Source organism: Providencia sp. PROV205, assembly GCF_028479505.1.
Classification (GTDB): domain Bacteria; phylum Pseudomonadota; class Gammaproteobacteria; order Enterobacterales; family Enterobacteriaceae; genus Providencia; species Providencia huaxiensis.
The window spans coordinates 20,691-44,233 of the sequence record NZ_JAMPNU010000017.1; the positions used below are offsets into that span (position 1 = coordinate 20,691).

Genomic DNA, 23,543 nt, shown 5'->3' on the forward strand with positions numbered 1-23,543 from the left:
TGTATTAATAAACACACTACGGTATATCATAGATTATTAGTTCGGAAATTCTTACTAATAATTTGCAAAACTACACAATAAGCTTGTATTAGATTGGTTCTTTTTGTTTCGGTAACACTACTCTTAACATAAAATACCCTAAAAACGCGGCTAACGTCGAACCAATCAAAATACCTAGGCGTGAATAGGTACTATACACCTCATCAAGCCCATCAAATGCGAGGCCAGTGATAAAAATAGACATAGTAAAACCGATCCCACACAGTACAGAAACTGCAAATACTTGTTTTAAGTTAATCGACTCCGGTAATTTTGCAAACCCAAGTTTTACCGAAACCCAACTAAACAGAAAAATCCCAATAGGCTTACCTAAGATCAAGCCAGCGGCTACCCCTAATGGCAGTGGGCTTAATAAACCGTCAAAAGTCACACCTTGAAGTTGCACACCTGAATTAGCAAATGCAAAAATAGGTAGAATTAAGTAAACAACCCATGGATGTAAGACGTGCTCCAATTCTTCTGAAGGCTTAGTCTGGTTAGTACCACGTAAAGGGATCAAGAAGCCGACAATTACCCCAGCTAATGTGGCATGAACACCAGATTTCAAAATACACACCCACAATATTAACCCAATAACTAAGTAAGCGGCTGTATTCTCTACTCTACGCCAATTCATCATACAAAGGATCGCAATACACAGTGCTGATAACCCCAATGCAACCACGGAAACTGAGCTGGTATAGAAAAATGCAATAATTACGATAACGCCTAGATCATCAATGATAGCCAATGCCAATAAGAACACTTTTAGCTCTGTGGGTACTCGCTTACCTAGTAACGCCATCACACCTAACGCGAAAGCAATGTCTGTAGCGGCAGGTATTGCCCAACCTTGCTGGGTAACTGCATCTCCACCATTAAATAATAAATAGATTAATGCAGGAGCAATCATTCCACCTAGTGCCGCAATTGCTGGAAATATCGCTTTGTCACGTCCTGCGAGGGATCCTTCCAATAATTCACGTTTTACTTCAAGGCCAACCACCAAAAAGAAAATCGCCATTAAGAAGTCATTAACCCATAATATCAAAGGCTTATCTAAACCAAATTCTGATATTTTAATTGATATAGGGATATCTAAAAATTGCTGATAAGCCCCCTGCAATGGCGAATTTGCCATCACTAAAGCGACTATGGCAGCAATAATCAGAAGTAAGCCCCCTGCTGCTTCTAACCTTAAAAATTTACGAATAATTGCTGTCATATATTTAACCTCAATGTTTTTTTGAATGTTAATACTATGCTAATTATTAATTCGTAAAAAATCGTTTATTTATCGCTTAACACTCGAAATTACCGATCAATTTAGGTTAGAGATCACGGCAAATGAGAAAAAAACGTTAATTTTACTATAGACAATTTTTATAAAAACAAATAATAAATTTTGTGATAAACGGACTTTATAAATTCAATTTTTTTGGTATCAAAAATCTACACTTTTTATCTTCGCAGGCAAAAAACATATATTTCTTTCTTCGATACCTTTCGTAAAAATTTTAAATATGGAAGACTATCCACAAGATATCTGCCAAGCGCTTCGCAAAAAAATGTGTTTGGATTGCTAATAAAATACTAATGATTACAATTTAACAATGACAACTTACGTATTACTTTCTGTGCTGTTTGCAGCTTTCTGCCATGCAAGCTGGAACGCCATAGTTAAATTTGGCAATGACCGTTTTTTCGGCCTAGTCATGATTTCTGTTTTTTCTGGCGTCTTAGCGGTACCCGCAATATTTTGGTTTGGCCTACCGTCACCAGAAGCTATTCATTGGTTAGCCCTATCCGTACTTTTTCATATTGGATACACCTATTTTTTAAGTCAGGCTTATACACACGGTGACTTAAGCCAGATTTATCCAATATCACGCGGGTCCGCCCCATTAATAACGGCACTACTAGGTGTGTTGCTATTTAATGAATTAATTCCATTGATGGGTCTTATTGGTGTTTTATTTATTATTAGTGGTGTCGTGCTCATTGCCTTTGCTGGGAAAAAGTTCACATTAAATATCAATGGGAAAGCTCTAGCTTTTGCCATATCAACTGCCTTCTTTACTGCCTGTTATACCTTATCTGATGGTTATGGAGCCAGAGCAAGTGAAGATCCCGTGACATATACACTTTGGCTATTTTTATTGAACGGAATGGTGTTAGCTATACCCGGTTTTATCAAATACCGAGGTACCTTCATTGTTGGAATTCAACAATACTGGCGTTCAGGGTTACTAGGTGGGCTAATGCAGCTCATTAGCTATGGCATTGCTATATGGGCGATGAGCCAAGCGCCAATTGTCATGGTCGCAGCGATTAGAGAAACGAGTGTACTTTTCGCCATGTTCCTATCCATTGCCTTTCTCAAAGAAAAATTCAACGTAATGCGAGTCGTTGCCTGTGTCGTTATTGTTTTTGGTATTTTATTAGCAAAATTAAGTCATTAATAAAATTATTATTTGAATATTCAATCAGTAAGCAGCAAACTTAATTTTATCAGAAATAGTATTAATATTTTTTACTCATAATTTTTATATTTTCTCACCAGATATGAGGCCAAAATGTCGTTTTTAAAATCTTTACTGGCTGTTTCCATTATTAGTGCTTCTTTTTCTAGCTTTGCAGCTACATCTGCTGACATCATTATTGTCGATGGAACCATCTTAACAATGGATGCCCAGAAACAAATTATTGACCATGGTACTGTTGTCATCAAAGGCAATAAAATCATTGCCGTTGGTGGCCCTGAACTAGCTCAAAGTTATCAAGCACCTAATATCCTGAAGGTTGATGGCGACATTGTCATGCCTGGGTTAATTAACACTCACACACATGCATCTATGACCGTGTTCCGTTCTTTGGCCGATGATGTACCAGACCGTTTACACCGTTATATCTTCCCATTAGAAAACAAAATGGTCTCCCGTGAAATGGTACGAGTTGGAGCAAACCTTGCTAATATTGAAATGATTAAAGGTGGTGTCACAACTTACGTTGATATGTATTATTTTGAAGATGAAGTGGCTAAAACCGTTGATAAAATTGGATTGAGGGCTGTCCTTGGGGAATCTGTCATTCAATTTCCTGTCGCTGATGCAAAAAATGCAGATGAAGGTATCAATTATGCAGTGAATTTTATCAACCAATACAAAGATCACCCTCGTATCACACCCGCTTTTGCGCCTCATGCACCTTATACCAATACCACAGAGCATTTACAGAAAATCGCAAAATTGTCTCAAGAACTTAATGTGCCAGTGATGATCCACCTGGCTGAAACTGATCGTGAGCAAGAAGAAATAGCCAAACGTACGGGAGGGAAAAGCCCTGTACAATATATGGCTGATATTGGAGCACTGAATAATAAAGTTATTGCAGCTCACGCCATTATGGTTGATGAAAAAGATATGGATCTCCTCAAACAGTATGATGTTGGTGTCGCACATAATATCAGTGCAAACACGAAATCTGCTAAAGGGGTCGCCCCGGTCACAACCATGCTTGAAAAAGGTATTCGTGTTGGTTTAGGAACGGATGGCCCGATGTCGAGTAATACATTAACGACGTTAAATGAGCTAAACTTAGTGGGTAAAATTCACAAACTAGCCAATAAAGATAGAGCCGCAATGCCACCGATCACGGTTGTCGATATGGCAACCATGGGTTCTGCACGCGTGTTACACATGGAAGACAAATTAGGCTCTCTCGAAGCAGGGAAATTAGCTGACATCATTGTTATTGATACTAAATCACCAAACATGGTTCCTATGTATAGCCCCTATGCCGCATTAGTCTATGGTGCAAATGGAGCTAATGTTCGCCATACTATTGTTGATGGCAAGGTATTGATGCAAGACCGCCAGCTGCTGACCGCAGATGAAGGCACCATTATTAAAGAAGCTCAAGATTTTGCTAACAAAGTCCGCGAAACCGTAGTTGCGAGTGGTGAAGTCGTAAAATAAGATAAAAAAATGGCTGACTTGGCAATATGCTCAGTCAGCCATTCTAACATTACCAATTATTAACTAATTATTTATTAGTTAAATCATCAAAGAATTTTTTCACGCCATCTAAAAAGCTTTTAGAGCGCGGGCTATTCTTCTCACCACTCTTTCCACCTAGTGACTCACCAAATTCTTTGAGTAACTCTTTTTGTTTTTCATTCAGTTTTACAGGGGTTTCAACAACAATATGGCACATTAAGTCACCTTGCAAACCACCACGTACCGATTTCACACCTTTTCCTTTCATGCGGAAAATTTTACCGGTTTGAGTTTCTGCTGGGATTTTCAGTTTCACACGGCCATCAAGGGTTGGCACTTCAATTTCGCCCCCCAATGCTGCATCAGCAAAGTTAATCGGAACCTCACAATGCAGGTTATTACCATCACGCTCAAAAATATTATGAGGTAATACATGAACCTGAACGAATAAATCGCCTGCTGGTGCTCCGTTTTCTCCGGCCTCACCTTCTCCTGATAAACGAACACGGTCACCTGTATCTACCCCTGCAGGAATTTTGACTGACAGGGTTTTATATCTTTCAACACGGCCATGACCATGACATTTGTTGCATGGATCTTTGATAACTTTACCGCGACCATGACACGTTGGACAAGGTTGTTGTACAGAGAAAAAGCCTTGGCGCATATGGACTTGGCCCATACCGTGACAGGTAGAGCACGTATCTGCACTCGTCCCAGGCTTCGCACCATTACCATGACAGACGTCACAGGTTTCCAAGGTCGGAATACGGATTTCTTTGGTCACTCCACGGACAGCCTCTTCGAGAGTCAGTTCCATGTTGTACTGTAGGTCAGAACCACGGCTTGGGCGCTGCTGTCTACGGCCACCGCCAAAAATATCACCGAAGACGTCACCAAAGATATCACTGAAGTCAGCACCACCACCGAAGCCACCGCCCCCCATTCCGCCTTGCTCAAACGCAGCATGACCATATTGGTCATAAGCAGCACGTTTTTGCTCGTCAGAAAGTACTTCGTAAGCTTCTTTAATTTCTTTAAATTTATCTTCTGACTCTTTATCTCCCTGATTACGGTCAGGGTGGTGCTTCATCGCTAAACGCTTATAAGCACGCTTAATATCTTTCTCAGAAGCATTTCTCTCGAGGCCTAATACCTCATAAAAATCTCTTTTGGCCATTTAATTTACCCTTAACATGCGGAACGGGCGTAGAGTTCCCTCGACGCCCGTATCCGGTATCAGTAACCATTAACTATCATTTGCTACAGCTACTGCGCCCGCTAAGGGCATTATTTTTTATCTTTGTCGTTAACTTCTTCGAATTCAGCGTCAACAACGTCATCATCTTTCTTCGCTTCTGCGCCAGCTGCACCGCCCGCTTGAGCTTGTTGCTGTGCGATTTCCAACAGTTTTGCAGATGCAGTGACTAAGGCTTGGATTTTCGCTTCGATATCCGCTTTATCTTCACCTTTTGCTGCCACTTCTAATTCAGAAGTTGCTTTTTCGATATTCGCTTTATCTTCAGCTGGTAATTTATCACCGGCTTCTTCGATTTGTTTACGAGTACCGTGAACTAATTGGTCAGCTTGGTTACGAACCTGAACTAGCTCTTCAAATTTACGGTCAGCTTCAGCGTTTGCTTCTGCGTCACGTACCATTTTTTCGATTTCCTCATCATTCAGGCCTGAAGAAGCCTTAATGGTGATGTTTTGCTCACGTCCACTATTTTTATCTTTAGCAGACACATGCAAGATACCATCAGCATCGATATCAAAAGTCACTTCGATTTGTGGCATACCACGTGGAGCAGCTTGAATACCGTCTAAGTTAAACTGACCCAGTGATTTGTTATCACTTGCACGTTTACGCTCACCTTGCAGAACATGGATAGTTACCGCTGCTTGGTTATCTTCCGCTGTTGAGAACACTTGGCTATGTTTAGTTGGGATAGTGGTGTTCTTCGAGATTAACGAAGTCATCACGCCACCCATGGTTTCGATACCTAAAGACAGAGGAGTTACGTCAAGTAACAGAACGTCTTTAACATCACCGGCTAAAACACCACCTTGAACTGCTGCACCCATTGCAACTGCTTCATCTGGGTTCACGTCTTTACGTGGCTCTTTACCAAAGAAATCAGCAACAACTTTTTGAACCATTGGCATACGTGTTTGGCCACCAACTAAGATAACGTCGTTGATTTCGCTCACGCTTAAGCCTGCGTCTTGCAGAGCAACTTTAACTGGCTCCATAGAACGCTTAACTAAATCTTCTACCAGTGACTCTAATTTCGCACGAGTCACTTTGATATTCATGTGTTTAGGACCTGTTGCATCTGCTGTAATATACGGCAGGTTAACATCTGTTTGTTGTGCAGAAGACAGCTCAATTTTCGCTTTTTCTGCAGCTTCTTTCAGACGTTGCATTGCTAACGGGTCGTTACGCAGGTCAACACCTTGTTCTTTCTTAAATTCTTCAACTAAATAGTTAATTAAACGTGTATCAAAGTCTTCACCACCTAAGTGTGTGTCACCATTGGTAGCCAGAACTTCATAGGTTTTTTCACCATCAACTTCATCGATTTCGATGATTGATAAGTCAAAGGTACCACCACCTAAGTCATATACCGCGATAGTACGGTTACCAATTTCTCGGTCTAAACCATATGCTAATGCCGCAGCTGTTGGTTCGTTAATAATACGTTTTACTTCTAGACCCGCGATACGGCCAGCATCTTTAGTTGCTTGACGCTGAGCATCGTTAAAGTAAGCAGGAACAGTAATAACCGCTTCTGTTACTGGCTCACCTAAATAGTCTTCTGCTGTTTTCTTCATTTTTTTCAGAACTTCAGCTGAAACTTGTGGTGGAGCCATTTTTTGGCCTTTCACATCTAACCAAGCATCGCCGTTATCAGCCGCAATGATTTTATATGGCATGATAGAAACGTCGCGCTGAACTTCTTCGTCTTGGAAACGACGACCAATCAAACGTTTGATTGCAAATAAAGTATTTTCTGGGTTAGTCACAGCCTGACGTTTTGCTGGCTGACCAACTAAAATTTCACCATCTTGAGTGTACGCAATGATGGAAGGAGTCGTTCTATCACCTTCGCTGTTCTCCAGAACACGAGCTGTAGTACCATCCATAATTGCAACGCATGAGTTAGTTGTACCCAAGTCGATACCAATGATTTTACCCATCTAAAACGCCTCCAAAGGAATTCTTTTCACTATGATTTCGATATCAATCTATATGAGGCTCAATATTTCATTTTCAAGGGAGTTTTCACTCAGAGCCTAAATTATTTTTCAATACGCAATAATTTGGATTGATATCAGTTGATGCTTTTAAGATGGGGTCACAAATTCATTCATCAAGGGGGAGAATCAAAAAAATTTGCATTTATTGCAAAAAAACCTGTCTTGTGATCATTGTTTAAACAATTAAAACTGCGTATGATGCGCCGCCGCTGTCACTTTGGCAAAACTTTTTGTTTCTTATCTATTTGAATTATTTATATTTTACCAGAGGTTATATGCAGTCTAGCTCTCTTGCAAATCCAGGCCCACTTGGTTTACTAGGCTTTGGTATGACAACCATCCTGCTGAATATTCATAACGCAGGTTTTTTCCCTCTTTCATCCGTTATTTTAAGTATGGGCATTTTTTATGGTGGTATTGCTCAATTTATTGCGGGTCTGATTGAATACAAAAAAGGCAATACATTCGGTGCAACTGCATTTACCTCTTACGGTATGTTTTGGATTGCATTAGTGGGTTTATTATTTTTACCATCAATGGGATTAGCCGAAGCAACTTCACCTGAATTTTTAGGTGTTTTCCTCGCTATTTGGGGAATTTTTACCTTTTTCATGTTTTTAGGAACGTTCAAAGCTAATTTTGTTTTGCAATTTGTCTTCGGTAGCTTAACTATATTATTCGCTTTATTAGCAATCGGTAATATTACAGGAAATGCAGCATTACTAAAATTTGCAGGTTTTGAAGGAATTATCTGTGGTGCTAGCGCATTTTATTTAGCAGTTGCGGAAATATTAAATGAGCAATATGGCAAAACAGTATTACCGATTGGCCAGCGTGGTTAAATTTAACTAACGTATGTGATTTTATGCATTAAATATTATTAATCAGGTGAGTTAAGTCTCACCTGATTACATTAAAAGACTACTCAGAGCGAATAGCCGATTTAGGTCTGAACGCTTTCACAATTGTAGGGTCTGTTTCTACATAAGGGCCATCAAGTAATTGAATGCAATAAGGAACACTGGCAAAAATACCAGAAACTACCACATTCCCTTCTTTGTCTTTTAAACCTTCCAGAGTTTCCGCAATCGCTTTAGGCTGTCCAGGTAAATTTAAAATCAGAGCTTGGTTGCGTATTACCCCCACTTGACGTGATAGTATCGCAGTAGGGACGAATTTCAGGCTAATTTGGCGCATTTGCTCACCAAAACCCGGCATCTCGCGGTCAGCAATCGCAAGGGTTGCATCAGGCGTGACATCGCGACGAGCGGGCCCTGTGCCACCAGTAGTGAGGACTAAATGGCAAGCAAATTCATCCACCAGCTCACATAATGTTTGCTCTATCATGATTTGCTCATCAGGGATCAGGCGAGTTTCGATACGAAAAGGGGTTGTCAGCGTTTTTGCTAACCACTCTTCTAGTGCTGGAATACCTTTGTCTTCATAAATACCACTCGAAGCACGATCAGAAACAGAAACCAGACCTATGCGCAATTCATTCATACAAACCTCAAAAAATTGATCAATTCAGAAACTGTCTACTAATGGATAAACAGGAGCATTATCATAGCATGATGCGCTTTTGCATACAGCGACCTCAATTTTATATCTTGAAATTGAGAACTAACTCAATGAAAAATAGGCATAAAAAAACCCAACCAACTGGCTGGGTTTTAAGAAAAAACGAAATAAATTACAGTAAATCTGCAATCATTTTTTCCAGTTTTTCTTGGTCTACTGCAAACTTACGGATACCGTCAGACAGTTTATCAACCGCCATTGGATCTTGGTTGTGCTGCCAGTAGAACTCAGCTTCAGTTAACTTAGCGCCTGGCTCTTGAGTTTTACCTGTATCAGTCAGTTTACGGACTAATTCACCTTGTGACTCAGACAGTTCTTTCAATAAGCCTGGGGAGATAGTTAAGCGGTCACAACCTGCTAACTCAATGATTTCACCCACGTTACGGAAGCTTGCGCCCATAACCACAGTTTTATAACCGTGAGCTTTGTAGTAATTGTAGATTTCAGTAACAGAAACTACACCTGGATCTTCATGTGGTGCGAATTCTTTTTTATCTGTATTCGCTTTGTACCAGTCAAGGATACGGCCCACAAATGGAGAAATCAGGTATACACCTGCTTCCGCACAAGCGCGTGCTTGAGCAAAAGAGAATAATAAGGTCAGGTTACAGTTAATGCCTTCTTTTTCCAGTTTCTCTGCAGCACGGATACCCTGCCAAGTCGAAGCTAGTTTAATCAGAATACGGTCATTACTGATGCCTGCATCGTTATACATTTTAATTAAGTGACGCGCTTTAGTAATACAAGCTTCTTCATCATAAGAAAGGCGCGCATCAACTTCAGTAGAAATACGACCCGGAACTAATTTCAGAATTTCCAGACCGATATTAACAGCCAGTTTGTCACAAGCATCAACAATTTGTTGCTCACGATTACTGCTTTGCTTACGTGCCCATTCTACCGCTTCATCAATTAATTTACGGTACTCAGGAATTTGTGCAGCATTTAAGATCAGCGATGGATTTGTGGTCGCGTCTTGTGGTTTATAAAGCTTCATCGCTTCGATGTCGCCAGTATCAGCAACAACGGTTGTCAGACTACGTAGTGAGGTTAGTTTATCGGTCATTTCTTTAATCTCGTTGTTATAAAGGAATTGTGGCTATCGCCGCACCGTCTACAGATAATATCATGCATCCATATTGCTGCAAGCAAGTAAATCTAGTCAAAAGCAACTATTTGATTGGCAATCGGTTTCGCTAGCCAATTAGAAACTGAATCCTTTTAGCAAGTTATACTGTGCCCTTATTGTAATAAAGAATAATATTGGTTTGGCTTATCGTATCAATTACCCAATTAGGAAGAATTTTTGCTAAAGTAAGCAGTATCATTCTTTATAAAGGGTCAAGTCATGCTTATTACAATTTCACCTGCAAAAACATTAGACTACGAAAGCCCACTTGCGACGCAGCAATTTACTCAGCCTGAATTACTCACTGAGTCTCAAAAATTAATTAATGTCTGTCGTAAGTTAACCCCTTCGGATATCGCCAGTTTAATGAAAATTAGTGACAAACTTGCAGGGCTCAACGCTGCTCGTTTTGAAGAATGGCATGCGGACTTTACCCCAGAAAATGCACGCCAAGCGATCCTCGCTTTCAAGGGGGATGTTTATACTGGAATGCAAGCTGAAACCTTTTCGCAAGACGATTTTGCGTTTGCCCAATCCCATTTACGCATATTATCAGGTCTTTACGGTATTTTAAGACCGCTAGATTTAATGCAGCCTTATCGCTTAGAAATGGGAATTCGTTTAAAAAATACCCGCGGAAAAGATTTGTATGAGTTTTGGGGAGACATTATCACCAAACAGTTAAATCACACCTTAGCAGAACAGAAAGACCAAATATTGATCAACCTAGCTTCTGATGAGTACTTCAAATCCGTGAATACGAAGAAATTGGATGGTCAAATCATCAAACCTGTTTTCCTTGATGAAAAGAATGGTAAATATAAAGTTATCAGTTTTTATGCAAAAAAAGCGCGGGGTTTAATGAGCCGCTTTATTATCCAAAATAAATTGACGACAACAGACCAACTGACTGATTTTAATTTGGAAGGCTATCAATTTGATGAAAGCCAATCTAAAGGTAACGAGCTGGTATTTACTCGTTCAGAACAAGCTTAATTCTTAATACATAAAACGTGGGGACTGGCACACAGCCGATACCCACGTATTTCAAAATACTTCATTCTTTTTTCCAGCTCTATCACAGTTTATTTATAAACTTTCTAGCCAATAACAAATTAGCATTGATTCCTCAGCCTGCTTTTTAGCTTTATGACAGTATAAGTTGAGGTTTTACCCACTATTTTGGAGGTGAAGTATGCCTTATGTTGCATCATCAAAGCGCTATAACGAAATGGAATATCGTTTATGTGGCCGTAGCGGGTTACGATTACCACTCATTTCATTAGGGTTATGGCACAACTTTGGTAATAACAAACCCGTTGATAACTGCCAAGCCATGCTTCGTCATGCTTTTGACCTTGGGATCACCCATTTCGATCTGGCTAATAATTATGGGCCACCTCCTGGATCTGCCGAGAGTACATTTGGCCAAATCATGCAACAAGATTTTCTGCCTTATCGTGATGAAATGATCATTTCATCAAAAGCGGGTTTCACTATGTGGGATGGCCCTTATGGTGACTGGGGAAGTAAAAAATATTTGGTTGCAAGCCTTAACCAAAGCTTGAAGCGAATGGGCTTGGATTATGTGGATATCTTTTATCATCATCGACCTGACCCCAATACCCCATTAGAAGAAACCATGGGAGCGCTAGATCTCATTGTTCGCCAAGGAAAGGCCCTGTATGTAGGAATTTCTAATTACCCAACCAATTTAGCCAAAGAAGCAATTGGTATTCTCAATGAATTGGGGACCCCTTGCCTGATCCACCAACCTAAATACTCCATGCTAGAACGCACTCCCGAAGAAGATTTACTCGATTTACTGGAAGAAGAAGGGGTAGGCTCTATTGCGTATTCTCCGCTAGCCGGTGGAATTTTAACTGATCGCTACCTTAATGGCATTCCTGCTGATTCACGCGCGGCAGGCAACCCTTCTTTACCCCCTGAAAGGCTCACCTCAACCATTTTATCAAAAGTTAAACAATTGAATGAATTGGCGGTAAAAAGAGGGCAGAAGTTAAACCAAATGGCCTTAGCCTGGTTACTTAGACATGATAGGATCACTTCCGTTCTCATCGGTGCAAGCCGTATTAGCCAAATTGATGATGCAATGGGGATCCTAAAAAATCGTAATTTTACGCAAGAAGAACTCAAAGCCATCGAATTAATATTAGAAAGCGAATAAAACCAATAAGTTGCAGATAACCCTGCAACTTAATAAATTTTATCTTAATTAACGATATTCCCCATTTGCTTTAAACTGCACCACAGAATAAGGCTGAGTACGGCCATCCGGCTGCTCCATCCCTAGGCTACCAATTGGCATACCCGGAACAGAAATTCCTACCACATCCGCCGGTAAGGTATCAATCGCATCAAGACTGCTGACAGGAACATGACCAACAATCACCTTACCTTTGTATTTAGCGATATGGCAACTGCGTAAGTTGTATGGCACATTCAGCTCATCATTCAGTTTGTTCAAGTCATCATAACTGATTTCATTGACCACAACGTCATACCCTGCTTTTTTAACCCCTTCTCCCCATAATTGGCAGCAGCCACAATTTGCATCTTTATACAATTGCACGCTCTGGTTTTGAGAAAATGCAGAAAATGAGAGTAAAAACATTCCACCTAAAATTATCTTTTTCATTGCTATTTACCTTATCAATAATAATGACGAGTACTTAAAAAGTGTCTATTTTTTATGGCGTAACTGGCAGATTAATTTATAAGCTGCAGGAATAATAAATAGGGACAATAATGGCGCGGTGATCATGCCGCCAATCATCGGTGCTGCTATACGGCTCATGACTTCCGAACCGACTCCTGTCCCAAGTAATATTGGCAATAAACCCGCTAAAATTACGGCAACTGTCATGGCTTTAGGACGGACACGTAAAACAGCACCTTCATATAATGCATGGTCTAAATCTTGGTTTGATAACTTGCTTATTCCTTGCTGTTTTTCTTTATCTTCGATTGCATGGCGTAAATAAATCAACATAACTACGCCAAATTCAGCGGCTACACCTGCCAATGCAATAAACCCTGTCCCTGTTGCAACCGATAAATTAAAGTTCATCCAATAAAGGAACCAAATAGCGCCCACTAAAGCAAAAGGTAAGCTTAATAAAATCAGTAATGCTTCACTAAATCGTCTGAATGCTAAATAAAGCAGGACAAAAATAATCAGTATGGTAGCAGGAACCATTAACATTAATTTTTGGTTGGCTCTTTCGAGCAATTCAAATTGTCCCGTAAAGGAATAACTCAAGCCCGGCTTCATTTGGATGTTATCTTTTATTGCGGCATCAATATCTTTAATAACAGAGACCATATCGCGATCACGCGCATCAATATAAATCCAGCTAGTCGGTCTTGCGTTCTCTGTTTTCAACATTGGAGCGCCCATATTCACGGATACATCCGCAACATCACTAAGCACAATTTGCTGTTTGCTCGGCGTTAAAATTGGTAATAACTTCATCGCAGATACGCTATTTCGGTAATCTTGAGGATATCTTATGCTAATTGGGTAACGCTCAATCCCTTCAACCGTTTCCCCGATCATTTCCCCACCAGTCGCCATTGAAATATAAACTTGTACATCACTGATACTCATGCCAAAACGCGCCGCTTTTTCTCTGTCAATTTTGACATCAATATAACGCCCACCAACCAATCGCTCAGCCAAAACAGAAACAACCCCGGGAACCGATTTTGTCACTTTTTCAATTTCTTGGGCTAATGCATCGATCTCATCAAGATCTCTTCCTGACACTTTGATGCCTATAGGGCTTTTGACTCCCGTAGATAACATGTCAATACGATTGCGAATAGGCGGAACCCATAAGTTTGCAACCCCGGGCAAACGCACGGTTTCATCAAGCTCATCAATAATTTTTTCAAGTGTCATCCCTTCTCGCCACTCTGCTTGCGGCTTCAAACGTATCGTTGTTTCAATCATCTCCATAGGGGCTGAGTCCGTTGCCGTTTCAGCTTTACCGACTTTACCAAATACCGTATCGACCTCAGGAATAGTTTTGATTAGCTTATCTGTATTTTGTAGTAAAAATGCTGCTTGGGCAGGCGAAACTCCCGGCAGTGTTGAAGGCATATAAAGTAAGTCACCTTCATTAATCGCAGGAAGAAATTCCCCCCCTAAATGTTTTAATGGCCATATCACGGTAAATAAAGATAAGAAACCAATTAATAAGGTGGTCTTCGGCCATGCTAATACCTTAATTAGAATAGGACTGTAGAGAGCAATCAACCAACGATTCAGTGGATTTTTATTTTCATTTGGAATATTACCGCGGATCCAATACCCCATTAGGATTGGAATCACAATTAACGCTAACGCTGCAGCCCCCGCCATGGCATAGGTTTTTGTAAATGCGAGTGGGCCAAATAAACGGCCTTCTTGTCCTTCCAACGTAAAGATAGGAATAAAAGACAATGTGATAATTAATAAACTGATAAATAATGCCGGCCCAACTTCAACAGCAGAGTCAGTAATAACTTTCCAACGCTGGGTATTATCAATGGCTTTACCTTCATTTTCATGTTGCCATTTTTCTAATTTTTTATGCGCATTTTCGATCATCACAATGGCGGCATCTACCATTGCCCCGATAGCAATTGCAATCCCCCCCAATGACATAATATTTGCATTTATTCCTTGATAACGCATGACAATAAAGGCAATAAATAATCCGAGAGGCAAGGAAATAATTGCGACTAATGCAGAACGGAAATGCCATAGGAAGATAGCGCACACCAATGCGACAACAATAAATTCTTCTAGCAACTTATAGCTTAAATTATCAATCGCGTTATCAATAAGAATACTTCTATCATAAGTTGTAATAATTTCGATGCCTTCCGGTAAACTGGCACTTAAATCTTCAAGTTTCTGTTTTACATCATGGATCACATTACGTGCATTTTCACCTGAGCGAAGCAAGATAATACCACCAACTACCTCGCCTTCCCCATTTAGCTCAGCAACCCCACGACGCATTTCGGGGCCTTCCTGTATTCGAGCAACATCTTGTAGGTAAATTGGCACGCCATTTTCGGGAGTTTTTAGGTAGATTTTATTGAAATCATCAATAGATTGAAGATAGCCACTCGCTCTAACCATATATTCAGCTTCAGCAATTTCAATCGATGAGCCACCCGCTTCTTGGTTAGCCATTTCAACTGCCTGTTTTATTTCAGGTAATGTCACGGAAAATTGGCTGAGCTTGAGTGGGTCAACTAAGATTTGATAAGATTTAACCACACCTCCGACGGTTGCAACTTCGGAAACATTTGGCAAAGCCTTCAATTCATATTTCAAAAACCAATCTTGTAATGAGCGCAGTTCAGCTAGATTATGCTTTCCTGTTTTGTCCACTAAAGCATATTCAAAAACCCAGCCAACCCCTGTCGCATCAGGGCCAATAGAGGCTACCGCACCTTTTGGCAATTGGTTTTGGACTTGATTTAAATATTCTAAAACGCGTGAACGAGCCCAGTATAAATCTGTATTATCTTCAAAAATAACATAAACATATGAGTCACCAAATGCAGAAAAACCCCGTACCGTTTTTGCTCCCGGCACAGATAACATCGTCGTCGTTATTGGGTATGTGACTTGGTTTTCGACCAGTTGGGGCGCTTGCCCTGGATAAGTGGTTTTGATGATCACTTGTACATCAGATAAGTCAGGTAATGCATCAACAGGTGTACTGCGGATACTCCAAATACCCGCAATAACTAAAAACATGACTCCCATTAGGACTAAAAAGCGATTAGCGACTGAGCGTCTTATAATCCATTCCAACATACTCTACTCCTGAGATTTATGTGATGAATGATTAGATGACGCTGAAGGCTCAGGAAGTGCTTCCATCTTGGCTAATGCTCCCGCAATATTCGCTTCGGAATCAATCAGGAAAATCCCCTGAGTCACAATATGCTCACCCACTTGTAGCCCTTCAGATATTGCCGTCATTTGTTGAGATTCACTGAGCACTCGTACTCTTTTCGGAATAAATTCACCATTCTCACCAACAGCAATAACATGTTGTTCTTTCCCTGAATCCACAATGGCTTGTGAAGGGATCAATAAACTTTCATTACCTTCTGCAACTAAATTCAAATATGCAGTCATACCCGGTTTTAATAAATGGCTAGGGTCCGCAATTTCTGTACGAATATTAATTGTACGACTTGCTTGGTCTGCGCTAGGTAATATCAGCCAGTTTTTTACAGTAAATAACTGTGAAGGATAAGCGGGAATAGAAACTGTAAATTCTGTTTGTTTATTCAGTAATTCAGCAACTGACTGAGGAACAGAGGCATTAATCCATAATGGATCTGTTCCTTGTATTTGTGCAATAACAACTTCTTTAGATACGTTCATCCCTAAACGTAGATTAAGTGCAGTAATTACCCCTGAAATAGGTGCTTGGATCGTAAAACGTGATTGGACTTTTCCTGTTTTAATAAACTGAGAAAGTGCTCCCTCTGGCATGCCATTTAAACGTAAACGCTCAATGACGCTATTAAGATCTTGCTGGCTCGCATTCATCTGCTTGAGTGCAAGGTATTCACTTTGCGCTTCAACCCATGCAGGGATCGTTAGATCAGCAATAGGAACCCCTTTTTGGATCCTCTCACCAACGGTGAATGGGTAAACTTTTTCAACGAAACCATTTTCTCGCGCTTGCACGATAGCGAATTGATGATCATTAAATGCAATTTCGCCTGGAAATGTTAAGTCATAGCTTAATTTCCCCCACTTTACATCCACCGTTTTAAGTCCTAAATTTTGTGTCTGTGTTGGGTTAATTGTTATCCCTTTGCTATTCGCTGAAGCCAAGTTTTCATCCGCATATTTAGGAACAAGATCCATGTCCATAAACGGGGATTTCCCTGGTTGATCAAACTTGGTATTGGGATACATCGGGTCATACCAATACAATACGGTGCGTTCTTGTTTTTCAACTGGTTGGCTATTATTTTCTACAACGAAAAAATATCGGTAAAATAAAATTGAAATAACGCTCGATAAAATAATTACCAATAGCAATTTGGTCAGGTTAACTAATGACATAACATCTCTCTACCTATTTAGTTTATCTTTTCGACGGATTTCAACATTGAAAGATTGCCTTGTTGTACAAATGAAAATTTTAATTCATCATTTTCTTGTAAGCCGTTGATCATATTTTCATCTTCATAGGTAAAACGCATCGTCATTGGTGGCCAGCCAATACTTTGAATTTCTTTATGATTTATTGTTAACTTTTTATTATCTTTATCAATCGAGATTAGCGTTCCTTCGGTATTGATTGTCGGCTCTGCGACTTTTTCTGGATAAATAGAGTGGTTATGTTCAGCAGCATTTGCATAACTAGTTGCTGTTAACATCGCCATTGAAATTGCAAAAAATACTGTATTTAATTTTTTCATTGTTACCCTCATGATTTTATTAATCCGCCACCTAATGCAGAGAATAAATTTATTTCATTCTTCTGCTGTTCAATTTTCAACATCAATAAATTTTGTTGTTCGGTAAATAAGCTACGCTGTGCTTCAAGAACATCGAAATAGCTCAAACTGCCATATCGATAACTCGCTTGTTTCTGTGTTAAGACGTTTTGCAGCGTGTTGACATATTGCACTTGGGAGATGAGTTGTTTTTCTAAACTCGATTTGATCACTAAAGCATCTTTCACTTCTCGAAATGCTACTTGAATACTTTTTTCGTAATTAGCTATTGCTTTATTTTTTCTGATATTTGCTAATTCTAAATTTCGGCTATTTGTGCCACCAGTAAAAATAGGTAGCGTAATTTTAGGAATAAAATTCCAAATACCATTTGAAGAATCAAATAACCCTGTTAAAGAATCATTACTGTTTTCAATTCCTGTATTAAAGGAAATAGAAGGAAAGAAAGCGGCTCTTGCTACACCTATACTGGCATTCTCAGAAATAATATTTTGCTCCGCAGCCATAATATCTGGGCGTTTTAATAATATTTCAGAGGGAATATCTGAAGGAGTTGTAATTAAAGGATAGTTTGGCTCGTAGCGTCCTAGATCTAAATTTATTTTTGTTACATAGTCATTTGTCAAAAAATTCAGTAAATTTTCATTTTTTGCAATTTCACTTTCAATTTTTTCGATATTAATAGAAATAGACTGTACTTGCCCTTTAGCTTGTTCTAGGTCTGATAGCGCGGCTTTTCCTGCCGCCACTTTTTGCATTACAATCGATTGACTATTGAGGTAGCTTTGCTTCGTCTCTTGCGCAATTAATAATAATTTCTGGTTATACACCACATCTAAATACGCCTCTGCTACCGTTTTGATTGTGATAATTTGTGTCGCACGCTTCATCTCTTGAGAAGCAATAAACTTTGCTTTATCGGCATCAGATAAGTTTTTAATACGCCCAAAAAAATCCAGTTCATAACTGATATCAACGCCTGCACTGTATTTCTTATTAAAGGATGACCCAGACGCTAATGATTGGCCATAATCGCCGCTCATCGATGAACTAATTTGAGGATATTTTTCTGCTCCTGCTAGCCCAAAACGCACACGAGCTTCTTCTACATCTAAGGCCGCAAGATATAAATCACTGTTTTTCTCAAGCGCAATTTCTATCACGCTTTTCATTTGTGGGTCTTGAATAAATTGAGACCAACTTGGTATTGCTAATTCTGTTTTATCCCGCGCTGTTTTATCCCGCGTTACTACATCAGAAAGATTGCCACTGAATTGATGAGGCAAATTAAAATTAGGGCGTTGATATTCAGGGGCAAGCGAAACACAACCAGTCAAAATTAGGGCATAAGCTATTATTAATATTTTAGGGGAATACATGGTATAGCCATGCCTCTAGTGATTAAAATTGTCACTATAGTAAAAAAGGCCTCCTGTTAGATTCATGACATGAAAATGACAAATTTGTCATTTTACATTTCGTTGCCATAGTGCTTAGAATGATTACATTGTTTTCCTGACTGCAGGGCCTGAGATGAAACTACTTATTGTTGAAGATGAACATAAAACGAGAGAATACTTATCTAAAGGCTTAAGTGAGTCCGGGTTTATTGTTGATGCAATCGAAAATGGCATTACAGGCCTGCATATGGCGACAACTGAAGACTATGATTTAATTATTCTTGATGTGATGTTGCCAGATATTAATGGCTGGGAGATTGCTAAAAACTTACGCAATACAGGAAAAAATACGCCAATCCTCATGCTTACTGCTTTAGGTAATGTTGAACATCGAGTCAAAGGGTTAGAGATAGGTGCTGACGATTATCTTGTTAAGCCATTTGATTTTTCTGAGCTACTTGCTCGAGTAAGAACTTTATTACGCAGAGGCAATAACAGCATCCAAAAAACACAATTTACCATTGCTAATTTGCATGTTGACCTGATCAAACGACGCGTTACACGTGAAAATGATAAAATTATACTCACCAGTAAAGAATTTTCATTATTGGAATTTTTTATTCTTCACCAAGGCGAAGTTCTTTCTCGTTCTCTTATCGCCTCAAAAGTTTGGGATATGAATTTTGATAGTGATACCAATGTCATTGATGTTGCAGTTAAAAGGCTGAGGGCTAAAATAGATCAAGGCTATGAACCTAAATTGATTCATACCATTAGAGGGATGGGCTATTTACTCGAGATCCCTGAAAATGATTAAGCTGTTTCGATCTCCTGTCTCTATTTCAATTCGTCTTATTGTTTTGATCAGTATTACTCTCTCCCTCGCCTTACTATTATTTAGCTCGATCATGATCAACTCAGTTATGTTACATTTTAAGCAGCAAGATGAATACACACTTAACCAGTTGAATTTAACGATCCGAAGCTTATTAAATGGCAATTCAGATCCACAAAGTGAGCAATACGCACGAATTAAAACCATTATTAATGAGCATCAAGATGCTACCATTTATCTCATTGATAATAAAGGAAATACATTAGTATCTCCCAATGCAACAGATAAACTTATTACGCACTTAAAAAATTATGATCCTGATAAAAATAACCAAGACGTAGAGCTCAAAGATTATCGTCTATCAGAAAGTCTTATTCAGGTGGGCCCTCCTTCAGAGCCTAAACAATATCGATTAGTTACTGCGCTATCATTAAATTTTCATCATGATTATCTGAGCTCATTAATAAACAGTTTGATTATCAGTGCAATTATACTGTGCTTATTTACTATTCTTGTCGTTTATTTCCTTGTGATAAAGGGATTAAAACCCCTTAAAGATGTAAGCGATGAAATAAAAAATGTCACATCCGAAAACTTAAGCGTCCGTTTAGATCCTGATTCTGTACCTAATGAATTGAAGCAATTAACAAAATCATTTAATCAGATGTTAGTAAAAATTGAAGATGTTTTCGTAAGGCAAACAAATTTTTCGGCAGATATTGCTCATGAAATGCGTACACCAATCACTAATTTAATGACTGAAACTCAAATATCTTTGAGTAAAAACCGCAGTAAAGAAGAGCTAGCTGAAGTGTTATATTCTAATTTGGAAGAATATAACCGACTATCACGAATGATCTCTGATATGCTTTTTCTTGCTCAAGCAGATGATAATAGGCTTATCCCAGAGAAAAAAATCATTAATATTAAAACTGAAATAGAGCTCATATTTGATTATTTTGAATATCTCGCTGAAGAGAATGAAATAAAACTTAAGCTAATTGGGGACACTAGTCCTATTATGGCCGATAAAGACATGTTAAGAAGAGCGATTACTAATTTATTATCAAATGCTATCCGCTACACCCCAAGGGGTGACTCTGTCAGCATTAACATTTCAAATGTAAAAGAGGGTATTGAATTAATCATCAGCAATCCCGGTATAAAAATACCCGAAGAACACTTAGAAAAACTCTTTGATAGATTTTATCGAGTAGATAAATCAAGGCAAAGAAAAAATGAAGGAAGTGGAATTGGGTTGGCAATCGTCAAATCAATTATATTAGCGCATAAAGGCAGGATCTCTGTAAAATCAGATGATTTTTCAACACGCTTTACTGTATTTTTACCTATGAAACCAAATTGAATGTCTACCATAAATGGCAATTTTGTCATTTTGTTGTCAGTATTCAGACAGAAATAAAGCCTTATTATAGTTATAAGATAAACTATTTAACTTAATAAGGGTTCACAATGAAAAAATTTATTTTTGCTTTAACACTTGTAGCTGTAACAGGACATGTATCTGCCGCTCAAACTGAAAAAGAAATACATTATAATGCTGCAAATGCATTAAATTTCACTGAAAACAATACTTCTTATTCTAATTTAAAATCGATTAATAGCCATTTAAGTAAAGCGGGTATTTCGACCAATAATGATATCAATTCAACTCAGTCATTCCTTGAGTTAGATGAACACGCCCAAGCTGCTGCTGCATTGAGTTTTACGCAAAACAATACATCACCAATAATGCAAAGTATGATCAGTCGCCACCAAAGCCTATCACCTAACTATAAACAACCGGCAGTAAAAGTTGCGAAATCATTTTCCGAAATGAATGAAAATGAAAAAGCAGTCACTATGTTAAGCTTTCATAAAAACAGCTCATCAGAATCGATTCAAAGTAAAATAATAGAAAATTTAAAAAATAATTAATTGAAATTTTAAAACCATATTATCAAATAACTAATTAATATGGTTTTAAATCAATCAAAATAAGCCTAACCCCCTCGCCTTCAATTTTATTAAACCCATTTCATTTTTTATTAAAAATAAATGAAGCTATTTATTGAACATCAAAAAAAATAGTTTATTATTTCTAGGTAGTTCATTTTAATATTAACTTTAAAAGGCGATTATATGTTTAAAAAATCAATCATACTTGCATCTTTATTATTTCCAGCACTCTCTTTGGCTACCCCTATTCTTCCCTTCCCGCCAGAGCCACCTATCCTAAGTATAGACTTAAAAATAGCCTATAACGGAGATGATGATGATGTTTGGCTGAACATAGAATAAAAGCAATAAGATACCAAATAAAATTTAAAGAATATTTCCCTCATAATGTATAGCCCTATATCCATTTAATATACTCTCTTCGGAAATACTGGTCTATATGCGGTTAAATCAAAAGTAAAGTGGGACCAAATTTAAAAATCCCCACTTTACCCTTTTTTCAAAAAATACCCCACACACAACTATAAAATTAATTATAAAATAAAATATTACATCATCAATTGCTAATCAATTACTTTAATTACTAAGGGTTTATTAGTTATATAACTAATTAAATATTTGTTATTAATATAAAACAAAAAAAAGCCATAATACTTTATATTTATCGTAAAACAAATTTAATTACACACATAGATAAATAACTAATTGCTTATTCAAAACCATGAATTACAATTTCATTGCAGTTCATTTTAATTTAAACTTTTAAACGAGGATCTTATATGTATAAAGCATCTATTGTCATAGTATCTTTATTATTCCCAATTCTATCATCTGCAACTTCTTTCCAAGAAAAACATTCTGACAATATTTCTACTTATTCTACTGTTTACGAACAAAGCCATGGAGGAAATGGTGGGAATGGCGGTCATGGTGGTAATGGTGGCAATGGTGGTAATGGCGGCAACGGCGGTAATGGCGGTAATGGCGGCAACGGTAGATAATTTAACTAGTCACTAAATATTTCCCTCCTCACTCGATGAGGGGGGAACGGAGGAATTTATAATGTATAAAAATTACATCTCACTTGGTGTCTTATTAATGAGTTCTATTTCATTTTCAGCATACTCTCACTCCTTATTTAATACTGCATCTAATTGTTTATTAAAAAATGAACTTAATATTAATGAAATTAATAATAAGGTATGTTCGAAACTCCATGGCCAATATTACTATTCTAAATTTTTTAGCTTTGTAAGCTATGGACAAAATGGGAATTCGGGCCAAGCTGGAAATGATAGTCAAGGTGGTCATGGTGGCCATGGGGGTCACGGTGGCCATGGGGGTGATGGTCAAAATGGTGGAAATGGCGGAACGGGATCAAATAACGGTAATGGTAGCAATGGCGGTAACGCAGAAGAAGGCAGTAATGGCAATGGAGGAAATGGCGGCAATGGCAGTATAACTGGAGGTGATGGTGGAAATGGCGGTGATGGCGATGGTGGTGGTAGTGGTGGGAATGGCGGTAATGGAACGGTAAATGGCAATGGGGGAAATGGAGGGCATGGTGGAACTAATGGCGGTAACGGGGGTAATGGGGGCAACGGCTCTGGTAGTGGTAATGGCGGCAATGGGGGTAATGGTAGCCAAGGAGGAAAAGGAGGACGCGGTGGACCTGATGGCGGTAGAGACGGGCACGATGGCATTAGCTCAATGTGACAAACCAATCCGTTAGAAGTGTATAAGTGATGTGGCAATATGAAACCCTATAATTATCTTAATAAAATATGGTATTACCAATAAAAACGGAAGCTTTCGCTTCCGTTTTTTGT

21 protein-coding genes are annotated in these 23,543 nt (G+C 38.7%); 11 read left to right on the forward strand and 10 right to left on the reverse strand.

The annotated features are described in order from the left end of the window. Positions 1 to 88: 88 nt before the first annotated feature. Entirely contained in the window at positions 89 to 1,264 is a 1,176-nt protein-coding gene (gene nhaA, locus PR800_RS10725; protein WP_272530781.1) for a Na+/H+ antiporter NhaA, read from the reverse strand. A gap of 388 nt (positions 1,265 to 1,652) precedes the next feature. Here nhaA and PR800_RS10730 point away from each other — a divergent pair, with 388 nt between their 5' ends. Continuing rightward, positions 1,653 to 2,501, forward strand: a complete 849-nt coding sequence (locus PR800_RS10730; RefSeq protein WP_102138979.1) for an EamA family transporter — start codon at positions 1,653 to 1,655, stop codon at positions 2,499 to 2,501. A gap of 114 nt (positions 2,502 to 2,615) precedes the next feature. After that, positions 2,616 to 4,016, forward strand: a complete 1,401-nt coding sequence (locus PR800_RS10735) for an amidohydrolase (RefSeq protein WP_102138978.1) — start codon at positions 2,616 to 2,618, stop codon at positions 4,014 to 4,016. A 67-nt stretch (positions 4,017 to 4,083) separates the two neighbouring features. Here the strand turns inward: PR800_RS10735 and dnaJ are convergent, their stop codons facing one another. Beyond that, on the reverse strand, positions 4,084 to 5,217 hold the full coding sequence (gene dnaJ, locus PR800_RS10740; protein ID WP_102138977.1) for a molecular chaperone DnaJ: 1,134 nt from the start codon (positions 5,215 to 5,217) through the stop codon (positions 4,084 to 4,086). Positions 5,218 to 5,327: 110 nt separating this feature from the next. Next, positions 5,328 to 7,238: a molecular chaperone DnaK gene (gene dnaK / locus PR800_RS10745; protein ID WP_210844346.1), complete on the reverse strand. Its 1,911-nt coding sequence runs from the start codon at positions 7,236 to 7,238 to the stop codon at positions 5,328 to 5,330. Positions 7,239 to 7,573: 335 nt separating this feature from the next. Between dnaK and satP the strand changes: the two genes are divergently transcribed. Continuing rightward, a complete protein-coding gene (gene satP, locus PR800_RS10750) occupies positions 7,574 to 8,140 on the forward strand; it encodes an acetate uptake transporter (protein WP_166266640.1) in 567 nt (188 codons plus the stop codon). Between the two features lie 79 nt (positions 8,141 to 8,219). Here satP and mog read toward each other — a convergent pair whose 3' ends face one another. After that, positions 8,220 to 8,801, reverse strand: a complete 582-nt coding sequence (mog, locus tag PR800_RS10755; RefSeq protein ID WP_102138975.1) for a molybdopterin adenylyltransferase — start codon at positions 8,799 to 8,801, stop codon at positions 8,220 to 8,222. A 190-nt stretch (positions 8,802 to 8,991) separates the two neighbouring features. After that, a complete protein-coding gene (gene tal / locus PR800_RS10760; protein ID WP_102138974.1) occupies positions 8,992 to 9,945 on the reverse strand; it encodes a transaldolase in 954 nt (317 codons plus the stop codon). A gap of 282 nt (positions 9,946 to 10,227) precedes the next feature. On the opposite strand from tal, the gene yaaA reads away from it, so the two are divergent. Then, positions 10,228 to 11,004, forward strand: a complete 777-nt coding sequence (gene yaaA, locus PR800_RS10765; RefSeq protein ID WP_272530782.1) for a peroxide stress protein YaaA — start codon at positions 10,228 to 10,230, stop codon at positions 11,002 to 11,004. 199 nt (positions 11,005 to 11,203) lie between these two features. Further along, positions 11,204 to 12,196 carry an aldo/keto reductase gene (locus PR800_RS10770; protein WP_166266634.1) on the forward strand — a complete coding sequence of 331 codons (993 nt, stop codon included), beginning with the start codon at positions 11,204 to 11,206 and terminating at the stop codon, positions 12,194 to 12,196. 48 nt (positions 12,197 to 12,244) lie between these two features. Here the strand turns inward: PR800_RS10770 and PR800_RS10775 are convergent, their stop codons facing one another. Genes PR800_RS10775 through PR800_RS10795 form a run of 5 tightly spaced genes read right to left on the reverse strand, consistent with a single transcriptional unit; the run spans position 12,245 to position 18,899 of the window. Further along, positions 12,245 to 12,667, reverse strand: a complete 423-nt coding sequence (locus PR800_RS10775; protein WP_102138971.1) for a DUF411 domain-containing protein — start codon at positions 12,665 to 12,667, stop codon at positions 12,245 to 12,247. A gap of 45 nt (positions 12,668 to 12,712) precedes the next feature. Then, positions 12,713 to 15,850, reverse strand: coding sequence for an efflux RND transporter permease subunit (locus PR800_RS10780; RefSeq protein WP_102138970.1), 3,138 nt, complete (start codon positions 15,848 to 15,850; stop codon positions 12,713 to 12,715). 3 nt (positions 15,851 to 15,853) lie between these two features. Continuing rightward, positions 15,854 to 17,122 (reverse strand): efflux RND transporter periplasmic adaptor subunit, encoded by a 1,269-nt coding sequence (locus tag PR800_RS10785; protein ID WP_166266630.1) that lies wholly within the window; start codon positions 17,120 to 17,122, stop codon positions 15,854 to 15,856. 17 nt (positions 17,123 to 17,139) lie between these two features. Then, on the reverse strand, positions 17,140 to 17,481 hold the full coding sequence (locus PR800_RS10790; protein WP_229597530.1) for a copper-binding protein: 342 nt from the start codon (positions 17,479 to 17,481) through the stop codon (positions 17,140 to 17,142). Between the two features lie 8 nt (positions 17,482 to 17,489). Then, positions 17,490 to 18,899 (reverse strand): efflux transporter outer membrane subunit, encoded by a 1,410-nt coding sequence (locus tag PR800_RS10795; RefSeq protein WP_272530784.1) that lies wholly within the window; start codon positions 18,897 to 18,899, stop codon positions 17,490 to 17,492. A 154-nt stretch (positions 18,900 to 19,053) separates the two neighbouring features. Here PR800_RS10795 and PR800_RS10800 point away from each other — a divergent pair, with 154 nt between their 5' ends. From PR800_RS10800 to PR800_RS10825, 6 genes are all read left to right on the forward strand, one after another. Next, complete coding sequence (locus PR800_RS10800; RefSeq protein WP_102138966.1) at positions 19,054 to 19,737, forward strand: heavy metal response regulator transcription factor; 684 nt, start codon at positions 19,054 to 19,056, stop codon at positions 19,735 to 19,737. Continuing rightward, positions 19,730 to 21,121 carry a Cu(+)/Ag(+) sensor histidine kinase gene (locus PR800_RS10805; protein ID WP_102138965.1) on the forward strand — a complete coding sequence of 464 codons (1,392 nt, stop codon included), beginning with the start codon at positions 19,730 to 19,732 and terminating at the stop codon, positions 21,119 to 21,121. The genes PR800_RS10800 and PR800_RS10805 overlap by 8 nt, the downstream gene beginning before the upstream one ends. 107 nt (positions 21,122 to 21,228) lie before the next feature. Continuing rightward, positions 21,229 to 21,693: a hypothetical protein gene (locus tag PR800_RS10810; RefSeq protein ID WP_102138964.1), complete on the forward strand. Its 465-nt coding sequence runs from the start codon at positions 21,229 to 21,231 to the stop codon at positions 21,691 to 21,693. A gap of 204 nt (positions 21,694 to 21,897) precedes the next feature. After that, complete coding sequence (locus PR800_RS10815; RefSeq protein WP_231068867.1) at positions 21,898 to 22,056, forward strand: hypothetical protein; 159 nt, start codon at positions 21,898 to 21,900, stop codon at positions 22,054 to 22,056. A 437-nt stretch (positions 22,057 to 22,493) separates the two neighbouring features. Further along, a complete protein-coding gene (locus tag PR800_RS10820; protein ID WP_102138962.1) occupies positions 22,494 to 22,715 on the forward strand; it encodes a hypothetical protein in 222 nt (73 codons plus the stop codon). 61 nt (positions 22,716 to 22,776) lie between these two features. Further along, the gene (locus PR800_RS10825; RefSeq protein ID WP_195698195.1) at positions 22,777 to 23,430 is read left to right on the forward strand and encodes a hypothetical protein; all 654 of its coding nucleotides are present in this window, start codon (positions 22,777 to 22,779) and stop codon (positions 23,428 to 23,430) included. Positions 23,431 to 23,543: the final 113 nt, after the last annotated feature.

Bases quoted from the DNA above. Each gene is read 5' to 3' on its own strand.
- nhaA (WP_272530781.1), bottom strand. From the start codon at position 1,264: ATGACAGCAATTATTCGTAAATTTTTAAGGTTAGAAGCAGCAGGGGGC.
- PR800_RS10730 (WP_102138979.1), top strand. From the start codon at position 1,653: ATGACAACTTACGTATTACTTTCTGTGCTGTTTGCAGCTTTCTGCCAT.
- PR800_RS10735 (WP_102138978.1), top strand. From the start codon at position 2,616: ATGTCGTTTTTAAAATCTTTACTGGCTGTTTCCATTATTAGTGCTTCT.
- dnaJ (WP_102138977.1), bottom strand. From the start codon at position 5,217: ATGGCCAAAAGAGATTTTTATGAGGTATTAGGCCTCGAGAGAAATGCT.
- dnaK (WP_210844346.1), bottom strand. From the start codon at position 7,238: ATGGGTAAAATCATTGGTATCGACTTGGGTACAACTAACTCATGCGTT.
- satP (WP_166266640.1), top strand. From the start codon at position 7,574: ATGCAGTCTAGCTCTCTTGCAAATCCAGGCCCACTTGGTTTACTAGGC.
- mog (WP_102138975.1), bottom strand. From the start codon at position 8,801: ATGAATGAATTGCGCATAGGTCTGGTTTCTGTTTCTGATCGTGCTTCG.
- tal (WP_102138974.1), bottom strand. From the start codon at position 9,945: ATGACCGATAAACTAACCTCACTACGTAGTCTGACAACCGTTGTTGCT.
- yaaA (WP_272530782.1), top strand. From the start codon at position 10,228: ATGCTTATTACAATTTCACCTGCAAAAACATTAGACTACGAAAGCCCA.
- PR800_RS10770 (WP_166266634.1), top strand. From the start codon at position 11,204: ATGCCTTATGTTGCATCATCAAAGCGCTATAACGAAATGGAATATCGT.
- PR800_RS10775 (WP_102138971.1), bottom strand. From the start codon at position 12,667: ATGAAAAAGATAATTTTAGGTGGAATGTTTTTACTCTCATTTTCTGCA.
- PR800_RS10780 (WP_102138970.1), bottom strand. From the start codon at position 15,850: ATGTTGGAATGGATTATAAGACGCTCAGTCGCTAATCGCTTTTTAGTC.
- PR800_RS10785 (WP_166266630.1), bottom strand. From the start codon at position 17,122: ATGTCATTAGTTAACCTGACCAAATTGCTATTGGTAATTATTTTATCG.
- PR800_RS10790 (WP_229597530.1), bottom strand. From the start codon at position 17,481: ATGAAAAAATTAAATACAGTATTTTTTGCAATTTCAATGGCGATGTTA.
- PR800_RS10795 (WP_272530784.1), bottom strand. From the start codon at position 18,899: ATGTATTCCCCTAAAATATTAATAATAGCTTATGCCCTAATTTTGACT.
- PR800_RS10800 (WP_102138966.1), top strand. From the start codon at position 19,054: ATGAAACTACTTATTGTTGAAGATGAACATAAAACGAGAGAATACTTA.
- PR800_RS10805 (WP_102138965.1), top strand. From the start codon at position 19,730: ATGATTAAGCTGTTTCGATCTCCTGTCTCTATTTCAATTCGTCTTATT.
- PR800_RS10810 (WP_102138964.1), top strand. From the start codon at position 21,229: ATGAAAAAATTTATTTTTGCTTTAACACTTGTAGCTGTAACAGGACAT.
- PR800_RS10815 (WP_231068867.1), top strand. From the start codon at position 21,898: ATGTTTAAAAAATCAATCATACTTGCATCTTTATTATTTCCAGCACTC.
- PR800_RS10820 (WP_102138962.1), top strand. From the start codon at position 22,494: ATGTATAAAGCATCTATTGTCATAGTATCTTTATTATTCCCAATTCTA.
- PR800_RS10825 (WP_195698195.1), top strand. From the start codon at position 22,777: ATGTATAAAAATTACATCTCACTTGGTGTCTTATTAATGAGTTCTATT.